The 14,247-nt window shown below is 71.4% G+C and carries 10 protein-coding genes (1 of these 10 only partly in view); 6 read left to right on the top strand and 4 right to left on the bottom strand.

Annotated features, from left to right (window positions below; all coding sequences use genetic code 11):
• Nucleotides 1–226: the 3' portion of an alpha-hydroxy acid oxidase gene (locus DEIGR_RS15315; protein WP_058978411.1), read on the top strand. Its footprint begins 884 nt before the window's first position; only the last 226 of its 1,110 coding nucleotides appear in the window; the start codon falls outside the window, past its left edge; the stop codon is at nt 224–226.
• Between the two features lie 72 nt (nt 227–298).
• On the opposite strand, the gene DEIGR_RS15320 is transcribed toward DEIGR_RS15315, so the two are convergent.
• Nucleotides 299–2,140, bottom strand: coding sequence for a menaquinone biosynthesis decarboxylase (locus tag DEIGR_RS15320; RefSeq protein ID WP_058978412.1), 1,842 nt, complete (start codon nt 2,138–2,140; stop codon nt 299–301).
• Between the two features lie 223 nt (nt 2,141–2,363).
• On the opposite strand from DEIGR_RS15320, the gene DEIGR_RS15325 reads away from it, so the two are divergent.
• The 3 genes from DEIGR_RS15325 (at nt 2,364) to DEIGR_RS15335 (ending at nt 5,573) form a co-directional block, all read left to right on the top strand.
• Nucleotides 2,364–3,128, top strand: a complete 765-nt coding sequence (locus tag DEIGR_RS15325) for a transporter substrate-binding domain-containing protein (protein ID WP_058978413.1) — start codon at nt 2,364–2,366, stop codon at nt 3,126–3,128.
• A gap of 74 nt (nt 3,129–3,202) precedes the next feature.
• Nucleotides 3,203–3,874 carry an amino acid ABC transporter permease gene (locus DEIGR_RS15330; RefSeq protein ID WP_058978414.1) on the top strand — a complete coding sequence of 224 codons (672 nt, stop codon included), beginning with the start codon at nt 3,203–3,205 and terminating at the stop codon, nt 3,872–3,874.
• A gap of 94 nt (nt 3,875–3,968) precedes the next feature.
• Nucleotides 3,969–5,573 carry a DUF4153 domain-containing protein gene (locus tag DEIGR_RS15335; RefSeq protein WP_058978415.1) on the top strand — a complete coding sequence of 535 codons (1,605 nt, stop codon included), beginning with the start codon at nt 3,969–3,971 and terminating at the stop codon, nt 5,571–5,573.
• Nucleotides 5,574–5,722: 149 nt separating this feature from the next.
• Here the strand turns inward: DEIGR_RS15335 and DEIGR_RS15340 are convergent, their stop codons facing one another.
• Genes DEIGR_RS15340 through DEIGR_RS15350 form a run of 3 tightly spaced genes read right to left on the bottom strand, consistent with a single transcriptional unit; the run spans nt 5,723 to nt 10,784 of the window.
• Complete coding sequence (locus DEIGR_RS15340) at nt 5,723–6,775, bottom strand: hypothetical protein (protein WP_058978416.1); 1,053 nt, start codon at nt 6,773–6,775, stop codon at nt 5,723–5,725.
• A 38-nt stretch (nt 6,776–6,813) separates the two neighbouring features.
• The gene (locus tag DEIGR_RS15345) at nt 6,814–9,564 is read right to left on the bottom strand and encodes an LPS-assembly protein LptD (RefSeq protein ID WP_058978417.1); all 2,751 of its coding nucleotides are present in this window, start codon (nt 9,562–9,564) and stop codon (nt 6,814–6,816) included.
• Complete coding sequence (locus tag DEIGR_RS15350) at nt 9,561–10,784, bottom strand: SpoIID/LytB domain-containing protein (protein WP_058978418.1); 1,224 nt, start codon at nt 10,782–10,784, stop codon at nt 9,561–9,563. The genes DEIGR_RS15345 and DEIGR_RS15350 overlap by 4 nt, the downstream gene beginning before the upstream one ends.
• Nucleotides 10,785–10,857: 73 nt before the next feature.
• Here DEIGR_RS15350 and DEIGR_RS15355 point away from each other — a divergent pair, with 73 nt between their 5' ends.
• A complete protein-coding gene (locus DEIGR_RS15355) occupies nt 10,858–12,015 on the top strand; it encodes an FAD-dependent oxidoreductase (protein ID WP_058978419.1) in 1,158 nt (385 codons plus the stop codon).
• Nucleotides 12,016–12,609: 594 nt separating this feature from the next.
• Nucleotides 12,610–14,118, top strand: a complete 1,509-nt coding sequence (ilvA, locus tag DEIGR_RS15360; RefSeq protein WP_058978819.1) for a threonine ammonia-lyase, biosynthetic — start codon at nt 12,610–12,612, stop codon at nt 14,116–14,118.
• Nucleotides 14,119–14,247 lie beyond the last annotated feature (129 nt).

Here is a 14,247-nt window from a genome sequence, read left to right on the forward strand (position 1 = left end):
CTACCTCGACGGCGGCGTCACACGCGGCACCGACGTCCTGAAAGCCGTCGCCCTCGGCGCGCGCGCCGTGTTCCTCGGCCGCGCCGCCCTGTGGGGCCTCGCCGCCGCAGGACAGCGCGGCGTGGAACGCACCCTGGAACTGCTGGAGGACGAATTCCGCCTCGCCATGGCCCTGTGCGGCGCCGCGCGGATCGAGGACCTGACCCCGGCTCTGGTGCGGCTGTAACTCAAAGCCTCCGACGGTAGAGCAGCGGCCAGAGCGTCAATCCTGGCCGCTGCTTCTCTGTTCCGCTGTTCCCTACCGCAGGGTTTCCGGCAGGCCGTACACGTTCCACAGGCGGTCCACGCGGTCCACGATGTCCTTGTCCATGACGATCTTGGGCGGCCACTCGCGGACGAAGCCTTCCTCGGGGAGTTTCTGCGCGCCGTCCCAGGCGAGGAGTTCTCCCTGCACCCAGACGTCACGTTCGGCGTCGATGTTGTTCAGGATGGTCCACCAGACGTCCTGAATGTCGTTCACGTCGGTCAGGTCGTCGCAGATCAGGAGGTGGCGGATGCCGTGCGCGGCGGGGTGCGCGGCGAACGCGGCGGCGAGGTCACGGGCCTGTCCGGCGCGGGTCTTGTGCAGCGCCACCAGCCAGTAGCCGTCCGGGGTCTGTCGCTGGGCAAGGACGCCGTCGAAGGTGGGCAGGTCGTGCGCGGCGCGGGGCGTGAAGCCTTCCGGGGCGAGCGTGTCACCGGCCTGATCGGGGCGGCTGCTGGCGGCGCTACCGACCTCCTCGGGGCGTTTGGTGGTGGCGTCGATGATGAGTTTCCCGCCGTAGCCCCAGCCGCGGCTGGAGTGGTCGAGCACGTCGATGGGGCCGCGCGTGGTGAGGGTGTCGCGGCCCGGCACGGCCTTCTGCGTGACCTCGCGCCAGACGGCGTCGAAGTCGGTGACGGTCACGTCCTCGTCGAGGACGACGATGACCTTGGCGAACATCATCTGGCCCAGGCCGAACAGACCGTTGGCGACCTTGTACGCCTGCCCCGGATAACTCTTCTTGATGCTCACGAACACGAGGTTGTGCGCGACCCCGGCGGGCGGCATGTGGTAATCGACGATCTCCGGGATGATGAGCTGCGCGGCGGGGAGGAACAGCCGTTCGGACGCCTCGATCAGATACGCGTCCTCCATGGGGGGGCGGCCCACGATGGTCGCCGGGTACACGGGACTGCGGCGCATGGTGACGGCGGTGACGTGGAAATGTGGGTACAGGTCCGGCAGGGTATAGAAGCCGGTGTGATCCCCGAACGGTCCTTCCATCACCCAGTCCTCGCTGGGGTCCACGTAGCCTTCCAGCACGAATTCGGCGTTGGCGGGCACGTCCAGATCCACCGTGACGCCCCTGGCGACGGGGTAACGCTGGCCGCGCAGGTACCCGGCCAGGGCGAACTCGTCCAGGCCCGGCACGGGCGGCAGGGGCGCGGTCGCGGCGTAGATCAGCGCCGGGTCGCCGCCGATGGCGACCGCGACCTCCAGCTTCTGCCCGAGCTTTTTGGCTTTCTCCAGGTGTTTGGTGCCGGTCTTGTGCCGCTGCCAGTGCATGCCGGTGCTGTTTTTGCTCATGACCTGCACGCGGTACATGCCCATGTTGCGCTCGCCGGTCTCCGGGTCCTTCGTGATGACGAGGGGCAGCGTGACGAACGGCCCGCCGTCGAGGGGCCAGCACTTCAGAACCGGGATCTTCGAGAGGTCCACCTCGTCCCCGCGCCACACGACCTCCTGCACGGGAGCGTTGCGGACTCGGCGCGGGGGGAGGTTCATCGCATCGCGGAGTTTCGTGACGTTGCTCAGCAGGCCCAGTCGGCTGCCGCCGCCGGACAGGTCGATGAGAGTGCGGACCTTCCCGGCCAGTCCGTCGAGGTCGTCCACGCCGAGGGCCAGCGCCACCCGCTCCTTGGTGCCCAGCAGGCCGATGGCGACCGGGTAGTCGCTGCCCAGCACGTTCTCGAACAGCAGGGCCGGGCCGCCCTGTTTGACCATGCGGTCGGCGATCTCGGTGATTTCCAGCTCGCGGCTGACCGGGGTCGTGACGCGGAGCAGTTCGCCGCGCTGCTCGAGGAGGCGCATGAAACTCTGGATGTCCGGAAAGGCCATGCGCCGAGTGTAGAGGGGGAGGGCCGGGGCAACCGTACCCGCGCATGAGGTTTCGCCCGGTGATGCCGGGGGCGGGTGAGGTGAGACTGGCCGGATAGTGTAGACATGACACTATTTAGTAGTTGACCGAAGTTGTATCTTATTGGAATCGGTGCGGAGGTCTGCCCTCCACACACCCCTCCCCCACCCACCCGGTTGCCCCGGCAGCCCACCAAGGAGTCCCATGAAACACGTCATTCTGCCCCTGCTCACCCTGACCCTCGGCCTCGGCAGCGCCCACGCTGCCGCCCCCAGCACCCTGCAAAAGGGCGTGCTGAAGATCGGCATGGAAGGCACTTACGCCCCCTTCACGTACAAAGACGCGTCGGGCAACCTCACCGGCTTCGACGTGGACATCGCCAAAGCCGTCGCCTCCAAGCTGGGCCTGAAGGCCGAGTTCGTCCTGACCGAGTGGAGCGGCATCCTCGCCGGCCTCCAGGCCAACAAGTACGACGTGATCGTCAACCAGGTCGGCATCACCGCTGAACGCCAGAAGACCATCGGCTTCAGCAAACCCTACGCGTACTCCAGCCCGCAGATCATCGTCAAGAAGACCGGCAGCTTCGCCCCCAAGACCCTCGCGGACCTGAAGGGTAAACGCGTGGGCGTGGGCCTGGGCAGCAACTTCGAGAAGCAGCTGCGGGACGCGGGCGGCATCAACGTCGTCACGTACCCCGGCGCGCCCGAGTACCTCGCGGACCTCGCCGCGGGCCGCCTAGACGCCGCGTTCAACGACCGCCTGCTCGTCGGGTACCTCATCAAATCCCAGAACCTCCCGGTGCGCGGCGCGGGCGTCATCGGTGACCCCGAATCGGTCGGGATCGCCATGAAGAAGACCAATACCAGCCTGAAAGCAGCCGTGGACAAGGCCCTGCTGCAAGTCAAGGCCGACGGCACGTACGCGAAGATCAGCCGCAAGTGGTTCGGTCAGGACGTCAGCAAGCCTTAAGCTCAGAGTCGTGAGCGCTGGGCCATGGACGCGGTCGCCACCGCCCGTGGCCCAGCGCCGTGCCAGGGAGGCCCATGAACACCGAACAGCTGCAACTCGTCCTCCAGAGCGCCTGGACGTCCCTGCCGACCCTGCTGGGTGCGCTGCCCGTCACGCTGGGCTTCGCGCTGGGCGCGATGGTGCTGGGCCTCCCGCTGGGGTTCCTGGTGGCGCTGGCGCGGCTGTCGCGCCTGGGCTGGCTGCGGGGCCTGAGCAGCCTGTACGTGTCGTTCATGCGCGGCACGCCGCTGCTCGTGCAGATCTTCGTCATCTACTACGGCCTGCCCAGCCTGGGGGTCACGCTGAACCCCGTGGCGGGCGGCGTGATCGCCCTGACGCTGAACGCCGCCGCGTACCTCTCGGAGACGATGCGCGCCGCGATCCTGAGCATCCCGAAGGGGCAGCGGGAGGCCGCGACCAGCCTGGGCCTGAGTGGGGCGCAGACCATGCGGCTGATCATCCTGCCGCAGGCGGCGCGCGTGGCACTGCCCAGCCTGAGCAACACCCTGATCGGACTGGTGAAGGACACGTCGCTGGTCAGCGTGATCACGGTCGTGGAGTTGCTCCAGAGCGCGCAGCTGGTCATCGCGCGGACCTTCGAGCCGTTCGGGCCGTACCTGGCGGCGGCGCTGATCTACTGGGCGGTCAGCAGCCTGCTGGAGGTCGTGCAGCGCGTGCTGGAACGCCGCTTCGCCCGCGGCGGGTAATCCCCGGCCCTACTGGAAGGAGGGGGCTTCTCCTCCTTTCGCTGTAGACCCTCCGGTGGACGCCGCGTGAGGGCAGGGTGAGTACGGTGCGGGCATGACCCTCCCCGGTGCGCCCGCCGATGTCCCCCAATCCCCCTCCCCGGCGCCGAGGCTGGCGTGGCCGCTGCTGACCGCCGCCGGACTGGCCCTGGCCGCGCTGCTGCTGACCGAGGGGACGGGCGGCGCGTTCGGGCTGAATCTGGCGGTGTGGACGGCGCTGTACCTGGGCGTGGTGACGTGGCGGGCGCGGCGCGAGGACACACCCCCCAGCCGTGAAGGGGTGACGCTGCTGACCCTGGCGGCCCTGTTCGGCGTCACGTTCACGCTGTGGGACCCCACGCCCGACCTGGGCTTCCTGAACGCCCTGGCGTTGACGCTGTGCCTGGGGCTGGGCTCGGCGGCGCTGCGCTTCCCGGGGCTGGCGCGGGCGGGCGTGCTCGACGGGCTGGGCGCGGCGCTGAGCAGCGGCATTCACGTCATCTACGGGCTGGCCGTGCTGCTCGACCGTTTCCCGTGGGCGCACCTGAAACCCGCCTCCGACGCGCCGCGCACCTGGGGGCGGGTGGGCGTGGGCGCGCTGCTGACCGTGCCGCTGCTCGCGGTGTTCGCGCCGCTGCTGGCCGGGGCGGACGCGTCGTTCGCGCGGGCGCTGGACGCCCTGCTGAACCTGGACGTGAACTTTGACCGGTCCATCAGCACCCTGGGGCACCTGATCGGCTGGCTGATCCTGACCGGCGGGCTGGTGTACGGCGCGCTGCTGGCCGCGCGGCCCAGCCTCCTCCCGCCCGCTCCGCGTGAGGGCCGGCTGGGCCTGATCGAGACGGGCGTGCCGCTGGGCGCGCTGGCGCTGCTGTTCACGGCGTTCGCGGCGCGGCAGCTGCCGCTGCTGCTGGGCGGCGCGCTGCCGGGCGGGCAGACGTACGCGGCGTTCATCCGCGAGGGCTTCGGGCAGCTGATGACCGTCGCCCTGCTGACCGCCGCCGTGCTGCGCGTCGCATACGCCCTGAGCACCCCGCAGTCCCGCCGCCGCCCGGCCTTCCGCGCGCTGAACGCCGCCGTGCTGCTGCCGCTGACGGTGATCCTGGCGTCCGCCGCGCAGCGCTGGGTGCTGTACACCCAGGCGTACGGCCTGAGCGAGACGCGCGTGCTGGGCGCCGCGTTCCTGGCGTGGGTGACGCTGACCCTGGCGTGGCTGGCCGTGACCCTCTGGCGGGACCGGGCGAGCCGCTTCGCGTACCCGGCGCTGCTGCTGGGCCTGGGCACGCTGCTCGTCACGACCGCGCTGAACCCGGCAGGGCTGATCGCGCGGGTGAACATCACGCGGGACCTGTCGGGCGTCACGAACGCGCAGCGCACCGAGCCGCAGCGGGCGAACGCGGGCGAACTCCTCCAGCTGGGCGCGGGGGCCGTGCCCGCCATCGCGGCGCACCTGGACGTCCTGACCGACTGCGCCGCCAACCCCGGCGCGAGCGGCGTACCGGAGTGCATCGGGGCCTCCTCCCTGACCCGCTCCCTGCGGGACCGGTACGCAGAAACGCGCGACCCGCGCACCTGGACCTTCGCGCACGCCCGCGCCCGGCAGGCCACGCTGCGCCTGCCCGTCCCCACCGGGCCGGTCACCGACCCGCCGGAGGAGATAGCCGTGCCCAGAAGACGCTGAGGCCCGGCGGGAGGTCATACGGATTCCGTTTGTTTCGTTGACAGATTGGAAGACCACCAATCTGTCAACTCCACGCCCGGAACCCGCTTCTCTCCTCCTCGCTCCGCTCGGGTTGAAAGATTTTGCAAACCTTTCAACCGGAGTCCGTATCAGGGGGTCGTGGTCGGGACCGTCCAGGCGATGCTCAGCGGCGCGGTCAGGGTGGTCAGGGTCCTGGGAGCCCAGTTCCCGGTCGAGAGGCCCAGCGTGACGTCGTAGCGGTTCAGGCCAGACCCGGCCAGCACGTACGCCTTGCCGTCGCTGGGGAGCGTCAGGTCGCGGATGCCGGACAGGGTCGCGACCGTCGCGGCGGTCGTGGCGGCGCCGTCCCACAGCCGCAGGGGGGTGTCGCCGGTGCCGGCCAGGACGTCGCTGCGCCACGCGGCGAGCAGCGTGCCGCTGGCGCCGCCCGTCCACAGCCGGTCGTAGCGCACCGCGCCGAACGCGGCGAGGGTCGTGGCGCTGTCGGGTTCCCCGGTGGTCTTCAGCGCCTGGATGCCGGTCGCGGTGGCGGCCAGGAGGCGCCCGCCGTACGGCGCGAGGTCGAACACGGCCGGGATGGCCAGGGGGACGCTGGCCTCGGCGCTGCCGCCAGTGGTGGGGACGGCCACGCGGATGACCTCGCTGCCGCCGTTCAGGCGGGCGCGGGTGATCAGGCCCACGTCGCCCTGCACGGCCAGCCGGGTGGGGGGCGTGTCGGTCGTGGTGACGGGCGGCAGGTAGGTGGGGAGCAGCGCCGACCAGACCAGCGTGCGGCTGGCGCTGTCGAACAGCGCGGCGCGCTGCACGCCGCTGCACTCGCTGAGCAGCAGCAGCCGGGTGCGGGCGGCGTCCTGCGCGGCGCGGGTGTAGCAGGGCGTGAAGCCGGGGTCCGCGAACGGCTGCGGGTCGCTGCCGTCGGGCGCGCGGGTCTCGGCGGCGTCGGTGCGGACGGTGATGACGCGCCGCGTGCTGCTGGTGGGGAGCACCTGCACGCCGCCCGCAACGGTCACGGTGTTCACGGCGCCGCCGTCGGTGTTCAGGGCGCGCAGCCCAGTGGCGCGGCCCGAGGCGTCCGTGTCGGTCAGGACGTTCAGCTGCACGGCGTACGTGACTTCCTCGGTGCCGGTGCAGGCGGTCAGGAGGGCAGCGGTCAGGGCGGGCAGGAGCAGGAGTCGGCGCATGGGGGGCACCTCCGTGGAGTCAGGCAGGACGGGACGGGTCAGGGCGTGGAGATCAGGGGCACGCTCGCGCCGCTGGGGGTCAGCTCGAACAGCGGGTACCCGGTCTGGCCGGGCAGGCCCACCGCGATGCGGTAGCGGCGGTTCACGAGGTCCGCCTCGGCCTGCAGCGCCCAGCAGCAGCGGTCGATGGTCAGCCCGAACACGGGCGTCAGCGGGCTCGGCGTCTGGCGCACGCCGTCCACCCAGGTGAAACTCTGCGACAGGCTGCCGGTCAGGTACGCGCCGGGGCGCTCGCCCGCGCGGCTCAGGCCCAGGTTCACGCGCAGCGGGTTGAGTTGCAGGGTGTCGGTGGCGACGTCGTCCGGGTACGTACCGCTGCGCGTGCGGGTGTACAGGGCGCTGCCCGACACCCAGAAGCGGCTGCCGAACTGCGCGGCGCCGCTCAGTTGCACGCGGGTCAGTTCGGTGCGTTTCTGGTCCAGGCCGGGGGTGTTCATCACGGCGGTCACGGCGAGGCTCTGGCCGCTGCGGGTGCGGGTCAGTTCTCCACTCAGCTGCGGCGCGGTGAAGCCGCCGCGGCGCAGGTCGTACGCGCCGCCGTACTTGACGGTCCAGGAGTCGCGGCTGCCGCTGACCGTGCCGACGCTGAAGTCCAGGGTGCCGCTGCTGGTGGCGGTGTCCGGGCGTTGCAGCAGCAGGCTGTGGGACGTCCTGAACTGGTACTGGCCGCGCCACAGGGCGGTCAGGCTGCCGCTGAGCTGCCCCGTGACCGGGTTCAGGGTCTCGTCACCGCTGACGCTCAGGGCGTTCAGGACGGTGTCCTGCGTGCGGGTCAGGTTGTAGCGCACCGTCACGGCCGTGATCTCCGGTGTGCGGACGTTGTGGGTGACGGCCACGCTGAAGAGGTTGCTGCGCACGTCACCGGTCATGGCGGCCGTGACGGTCAGCGACCTGGGGCCGGTCGCCAGCGAGTACCCGCCCGACGCGCTGAGGCTGAGGTTCGGGGCGGGCCACGCGCTCGTGCGGGTCGTGGTGGCCGGACGGGCCGGGGTGGTCGCCGTGGCGGGCTGCGCGGGCGTGACGGTCACCTTGCCGCTGTCCGGGTCGGCCAGGGTGGCGTTGAAGGTCACGTCCTCCAGCGTGCGTTTGTCCGGGTTGACCTGCGCGCTGGCGCTCAGGCTCAGGGGCCGGCGGTTCACGCCCAGGCTGAAGGTGGCGTTGCCCTGCTGCTCGCTCCTCAGGAACAGGTCCCGGGAGTACGACACACCGAAACTCACGTCCCTGACCGGCACGGTGGAGAGGTTCAGGCTGACCGGCGCGGACAGCAGGCGGCCCGAGAGCGCGTCGAACGCGAAGGGGCTGGTGCCCTCGGTCCGCAGGTACTTCGCGCTCACGCTGACGGTGTTCGAGCCCGCCCAGCGCTGCGTGAGGGTGCCCGTCACGTCCAGCTGCACGGTGCGCGCCCCGGTGCCGTAGTACCGCCCGGTGAAGGTGTTGCTCAGGCTCAGGTCCGCGTCCCGCCAGGGTTTCACGGTGTACGCGAGGCTGTGATTTTCCTCCAGGCGGCTGGTGGTGATGTTCACGCCCTGCGCGGTCGCACTGGGCGAGCGGGGGTTGCTCTGCCCGGTGTAATTCCCGGCCGTGACCTTCACGTCCGCGCTGAGCGGGCCGTTCGTGTACGGTTTGGGGTCCACCGTCACCTCGGGCCGTTTCAGGGGCGTGCTCAGCGCGGTGGTGGGCGCCGGGCCGAAGCGGTCCACGTAGTCCAGCGCCGCCGTGAACAGCGGGTACTCCACGCTGGCCCGGAACTGCACGTCCGTCAGGCCGCGCTGCGGGTCGGTGGCACCCCGGCCGATGTCGCGCCGGGTCACGTTCAGGCTGTAGTCCAGGTCCCGCACCGCCAGCGTCAGTGGCACGCGGCCCTTCACGCCGAAGGTCAGGTTCACGTCCCGCCCGGTCTGCCCCACCGGGCGCGGTTCGGCCAGCAGGTCCAGGTCCACGCGGTCCACGAACGGCAGCGGCGCGTACGAGCGCAGCGTCACGCCCGCGCCGACGCTGGGCGTGCGGTTCTGGTAGTAGCGCAGCCGGGTGGTGCCCAGCGTGTTCCCGGCGACGCTGAACGGCAGGTCGGCCAGGACGGTCAGTCCGTCCACGGTGTCCCGGCCGACCTCCAGGCGCGGCTGGCGGTCCCTGTCGTTCAGGGGCAGCACGAGCACCGGCAGGAACAGCACGGGAATGTCGGCCAGCAGCAGCTGCGCGTTGTACGCGACCAGCCGGTCGCCAGGGTACACGATCAGCCGCTCGGCGCGGAACGCGTAATCGTTGGGCGTGCGGCCGCAGCGGGCGCAGGTCGTGAAGTACCCGCCGGTGGCGCGCAGCTGGCCTGGAATGCGGTCCACCTCCTGCCCACGGATTTCCAGGCGGGCGTCGCTGATCAGGACGTCCTCGCCGCTAACCTGCTCCCTGCCGAGTTCCACGACGAGGTTCTCGCCCCGCAGGTCCTCGCCGTCCCTGGCGCTGCGGTACGAGGCGGCGCCGATCAGGGTCAGGGTGCGGCGCGTGCGGTTGAACTCCACCCGCTTGGCCCGGACCACGTCGTCGTCGACGCGCAGTTCGACGTTCTCGCCGCTGATGATCACGAGTTCCTGGCCGTCCACCTGCCGCAGTTCCAGCGTGTCGGCCGAGACGATCTTCACCGTGCGGGCCTGCGCGCCGCCCAGCGCCAGCAGGCCCAGCGCGAGCAGCGCCGCGCGGACCCGCGCGCCCCGGCGGCGGGCAGCGCGACTCACTGTCCCGACCCGTCCGGCTGCGCGGCGGCCCAGACCTGCGCCAGGGACGGCACCGGCAGCGCCGCCTGCACGCTCAGCGCCGGGCGGGTGGGGCCCGCGTCGCCGGTCAGGGTCGCCAGCTGCGTGCCGGGGTAGTAGAAGCCCAGGACGTGCAGGTGGCTGTACCCAGCGTTCGCCAGACCCAGCGCCCCGTACTGCGAGAGGCCCACCCCGTGCCCGCTGCCGCTGCCCGACAGCACCAGCGGGTTCAGGCCCGCGAGGGTCACGCGCGTGCCGGACGCGCCCAGCGCCCGCACGAAACCCCCGGCGCTGGCCCCGGTCAGTTTCCCGCTGCCCGAGGCGCCCACGAACGTGATCTCCAGCGGGCGACCCGACTCGCTGACCCGCGTGACGGTCACGCCCCGCAGGGCACCGACGCGCACCCCGGCGTTCCCGGCCGCCTGCTGCACGCGGCTCAGGGGGACTTCGAGCTGCCAGCGGGCGCGCGGACTGCCCGCCGAGAACGGATCGGCCTTGGCCACCAGGTACGGCAGGTCCTTGCCCCAGACCTCCCCGCTGGACGCCGTGAAACCCCCGCTGTCACTGCTGAAATACGTGCTGGCCGCCTTCCCGCCGAACGCCACGACCTGCGCGCGCGTCGCGGCGATCGCGGCGTCCGCCAGGGGCTTCTCCGCGGCGATCCCGCCATATACCTGACAGGTCTCGGTGGCGCAGGTGTCGTACGGCGTGGCGGGGTTGATGCGCGCCGTGACGTACGTCCGCGCGATGACCGCCTGCGCCTGCACCGCCGCCGACGGCCACGACGCGGGCATCTCGGCCGGGACGACGCCCCGCAGGTAGTCCTCCAGGTCCACGACGTTGATGCCCTGCACGCCGCCCGCCTCGGCGCGCAGCTGCACGCCGCCCCGGTACGCCTTCCCGGCGATCTCCACGACGCTCCCTGCGCTGGGCGGCAGGTACAGGCTGGCGTTCCCGGTCGGCTGGCCGTTCAGGGTCAATTGCGCGCCGCTGACACCCACCGTCCACGCCTGCACCGGCAGCGGCGCCGCCCCTGGCGCGCCCGGCACGTTCAGGGCGCCTGGCGCCGGGGCGGGCGCCGCGACCCGCACGGTCATCTGCGGCGCCGAAGCCACCAGCACCCGCACATTCAGCGCCGACGCGCCAGAGCCCAGCAGCAGCCCGCCGCACACCGCAGCGCCAACACGCAGAAATGAACGCATGATCAAGATCGAGTATACGCACGCCCACCCCCGCCCGCCTGACAGGCGCGTGAGAACGGGCGATCATGCCCGCATGACCACCCCCACCCCTGGCCGCGTGTGGGCCCACGTCGGCCAGCCCTTCACGCCCGGCAGCGACCCGCAGCCCGCCTACGACGTGCTGATCCTCGGCGCGGGCCGCATGGGCAGCGCCCTGGCCCTGGCCCTGACCGAACGCGCCCCGCACCTGAAGACCCTGCTGATCGAGGAGGGCGGCCTGCCGAACGAGGACGGCGCGACCATCCTCGCCCCGGGCATCTGGACGACCGCCCACCTGCCCGCCGCGCAGCACGACGCCGCCCACTGGACGCTGGAGCGGCTGCGCGACCTGCTGGGCGACGACCTCCAGGCCCGCCCGTACCTGACCCTGCATGACGGGCCCACCCCCGGCAGCGGGCCCACCCGCGACCTGCTCGCCACGCACCCGCACAGCCTCGCGCTGCTCGACCCCGGCGTCCTCCCGCACGCCACGGCGCACGAGGCGCACACCTACCGGCCCGGTACCCTCGCGCAGACCGCCGCACAGAGCGCCATCCGGCGCGGCACCGACCTCCTCCTGAACACCCGCGCCACCCCCCACCCCGGCGGGCGCGTCACACTGGACCGCCTGACCGTCACGAACACCCATCAGATCGTCACGCACGAGACGCACACCCTCCACGCGCCCCTGATCGTCCTCGCCACCGGCGCGCACGCCCCCACGCAGGCCGAACACCACCTGGGCGTCCACACCCGCCACGCCCGCGCATACCGGCAGACCCCGCACCTCGCCACGCCCAGCACCGAGGACGCGCCCGTCCTGCACGCCTGCGGCCTCACCCTGCGGCCCCAGCACGGCGCGTACACCCTGATCCCCACCATCCACCACCGCGACCCGCACGGGTACACCCCCCAGGGTGGACACCTGACCGGCGTGCCCACCGGCCTGCGCCGCGAAACCCTCGAAGACCTCGTGGGCCTCATGGACGCCCTCCCCGCCCTCGCCACCAGCGACCTGCACCTCGGCCGCAGCCTCGCCGACATCCCCGGCGCCTGGCTCGCCCTCCTCCACGGCCACCCCGACGCCCCACCCACCCACCAGCGCCTCGACGACCACACCCACCTCCTCCTCGGCGGCCCCCACGCCGACACCCTCGGCCTCTGGACCGCAGACGCACTGGCGCGGCAGATCGCGGGGGGAAGGGGGCAGTAGGGAGTGGGTTGTGGGTTGTGGGGAGTGGGAAGGGAGGCTGCTGCGCAGCGGGACTCAGCTGCTGCGCAGGGAACCCCTCAGTCAGCTGCGCTGACAGCTCCCCTCAAGGGGAGCCCCACCCCACGCTTCTGCCGAAGCCAAAACAGTCGATCAGCGGCCCGCACCATCCACCCTGCCCGCCACCGCCGATTGCCACCGGCCGTCGTGCGCGCAGCGCGCGGGCCTGCGAGGGGGCGGCAGGATGGCGTCGAGGCCGGACCCGTCACCGCCCACCACGAACACGCCGCAGGAGTAAAAACTCTTGCCCAGTGCAACGCCGCTCCCCCTGCCCCCCTGGGGTAGGGGGCTGGGGGGTGGGGCCGCCCCAGCACCTCCCTTGTCTACCCCTTCCCCGTCACGCCCAGCCCGCCGCCCCTAAGCTGTCCGTTATGAGCGCCGCGCGAATTACGGGTTGGTCAGGGGTGAACGCCTGACGGCCTGCGCGCTGCCAATCGTCCCCCGCCGTCCGGTGGGGGGTTTTCTTTTCAGATTCAGACAGAGGGGTGATCGGGTGTGACGCAGGTTCGGGACTTCAAGCCGGGTGAGCTGGACGCGATGGACGTGTTGCGGTTGGCGCTGACGAGCAAGGTGTACGGGGCGGCGGTGGAGACGCCGGTGAGTGAGACGCCGCGTCTGAGTGCCCGGGTGGGGAACCGGGTGCTGCTGAAGCGGGAGGATCAGCAGCCGATCTTCTCGTTCAAGTTGCGGGGGGCGTACAACAAGATGGCGCAGCTGACGGCGGAGGAGCGCTCTCGGGGGGTGATCTGTGCGTCGGCGGGGAATCACGCGCAGGGGGTGGCGTTCGCGGCGGAGCGGTTGGGGGTGCGGGCGGTGATCGTGATGCCCGCGACGACGCCGGAGATCAAGGTGGGGGCGTGCCGGGCGCGGGGGGCGGAGGTGGTGCTGTTCGGGGACAGCTTCAGTGACGCGGAGGCGCGTGCATTCGAGTTGCAGCGGGAGTTGGGGCTGACGTTCGTGCATCCGTACGATGATCCGCTGGTGCTGGCGGGTCAGGGGACGGTGGCGCTGGAGGTCCTGCGGCAGGTGGAGGTGGACGGGCCGCTGACGGTGTTCGTGCCGGTGGGGGGCGGCGGGTTGATCGCGGGGGTGGCGGGGGTGCTCAAGGCCCTGCGGCCGGACATCCGGGTGGTGGGGGTGGAGCCGGAGGACAGTGACGCGATGTTCCAGTCGGTGCAGGCCGGGGAGCGGGTGCGGCTGGAGTCGGTGGGGATCTTCGTGGATGGCGTGGCGGTGAAGCAGGTGGGGGCGTTCACGTTCGACCTGACGCGCCGGTACGTGGACGACTGGGTGCGGGTGAACACGGACGAGGTGTGCGCGGCGATCAAGGACGTGTTCGACGATACGCGCGCGGTGATGGAACCGGCGGGGGCGCTGGCGGTGGCGGGCCTGAAGCGGCTCGTGCAGGAGCGGGGCGTGCAGGGCGAGACGCTGGTGGCCCTGACCTGCGGCGCGAACGTGAATTTCGACCGGCTGCGGCACGTGGCGGAGCGGGCGGAGATCGGGGAGCGGCGCGAGGCGATCTTCGCGGTGACCATCCCGGAGCGACCCGGCGCGTTCCGGGAGTTCATCGAGGTGGTAGGCGCGCGGGCCATCACGGAGTTCAATTACCGCTTCGCGCCGCGTGCGCAGGCGCAGATCTTCGTGGGGGTGCAGCTGGCGGCGCCGGGGCAGCGGGCGGAGTTGCGGGGCGAGCTGGTGTCGCGTGGGTACGCGGTGCTGGACCTGACGGACGACGAGCTGGCCAAGGTGCACGTGCGGCACATGGTGGGGGGCCGCGCGCCGGAGGCGACGGACGAGCGGGTGTACTCGTTCACGTTCCCGGAGCGGCCGGGGGCGCTGCTGGAGTTCCTGACGCACCTGCATGGGCGCTGGAACATCAGCCTGTTCCATTACCGGAATCACGGGTCGGCGCACGGTCGGGTGCTGGCGGGCGTGCAGGTGCCGCCCGGGGACGCGCCGGAGTTCGCGGCGTTCCTGGCGGGGGTGGGGTACCCGGCGACCGAGGTCACGGCGAATCCGGCGTACCGGCTGTTCCTGACCTGATACGGACTCCGGTTGAAAGGTTTGCAAAAACTTTCAACCCGAGCGGATGCGAGAAGGAGCAAAGCGGGTTCCGGACGTGGAGCTGGCAATCCGGTGAAGTTCCGGATTGTCAGCGAAACAAACGGAATC

Source organism: Deinococcus grandis, from assembly GCF_001485435.1.
GTDB classification, from domain to species: domain Bacteria; phylum Deinococcota; class Deinococci; order Deinococcales; family Deinococcaceae; genus Deinococcus; species Deinococcus grandis.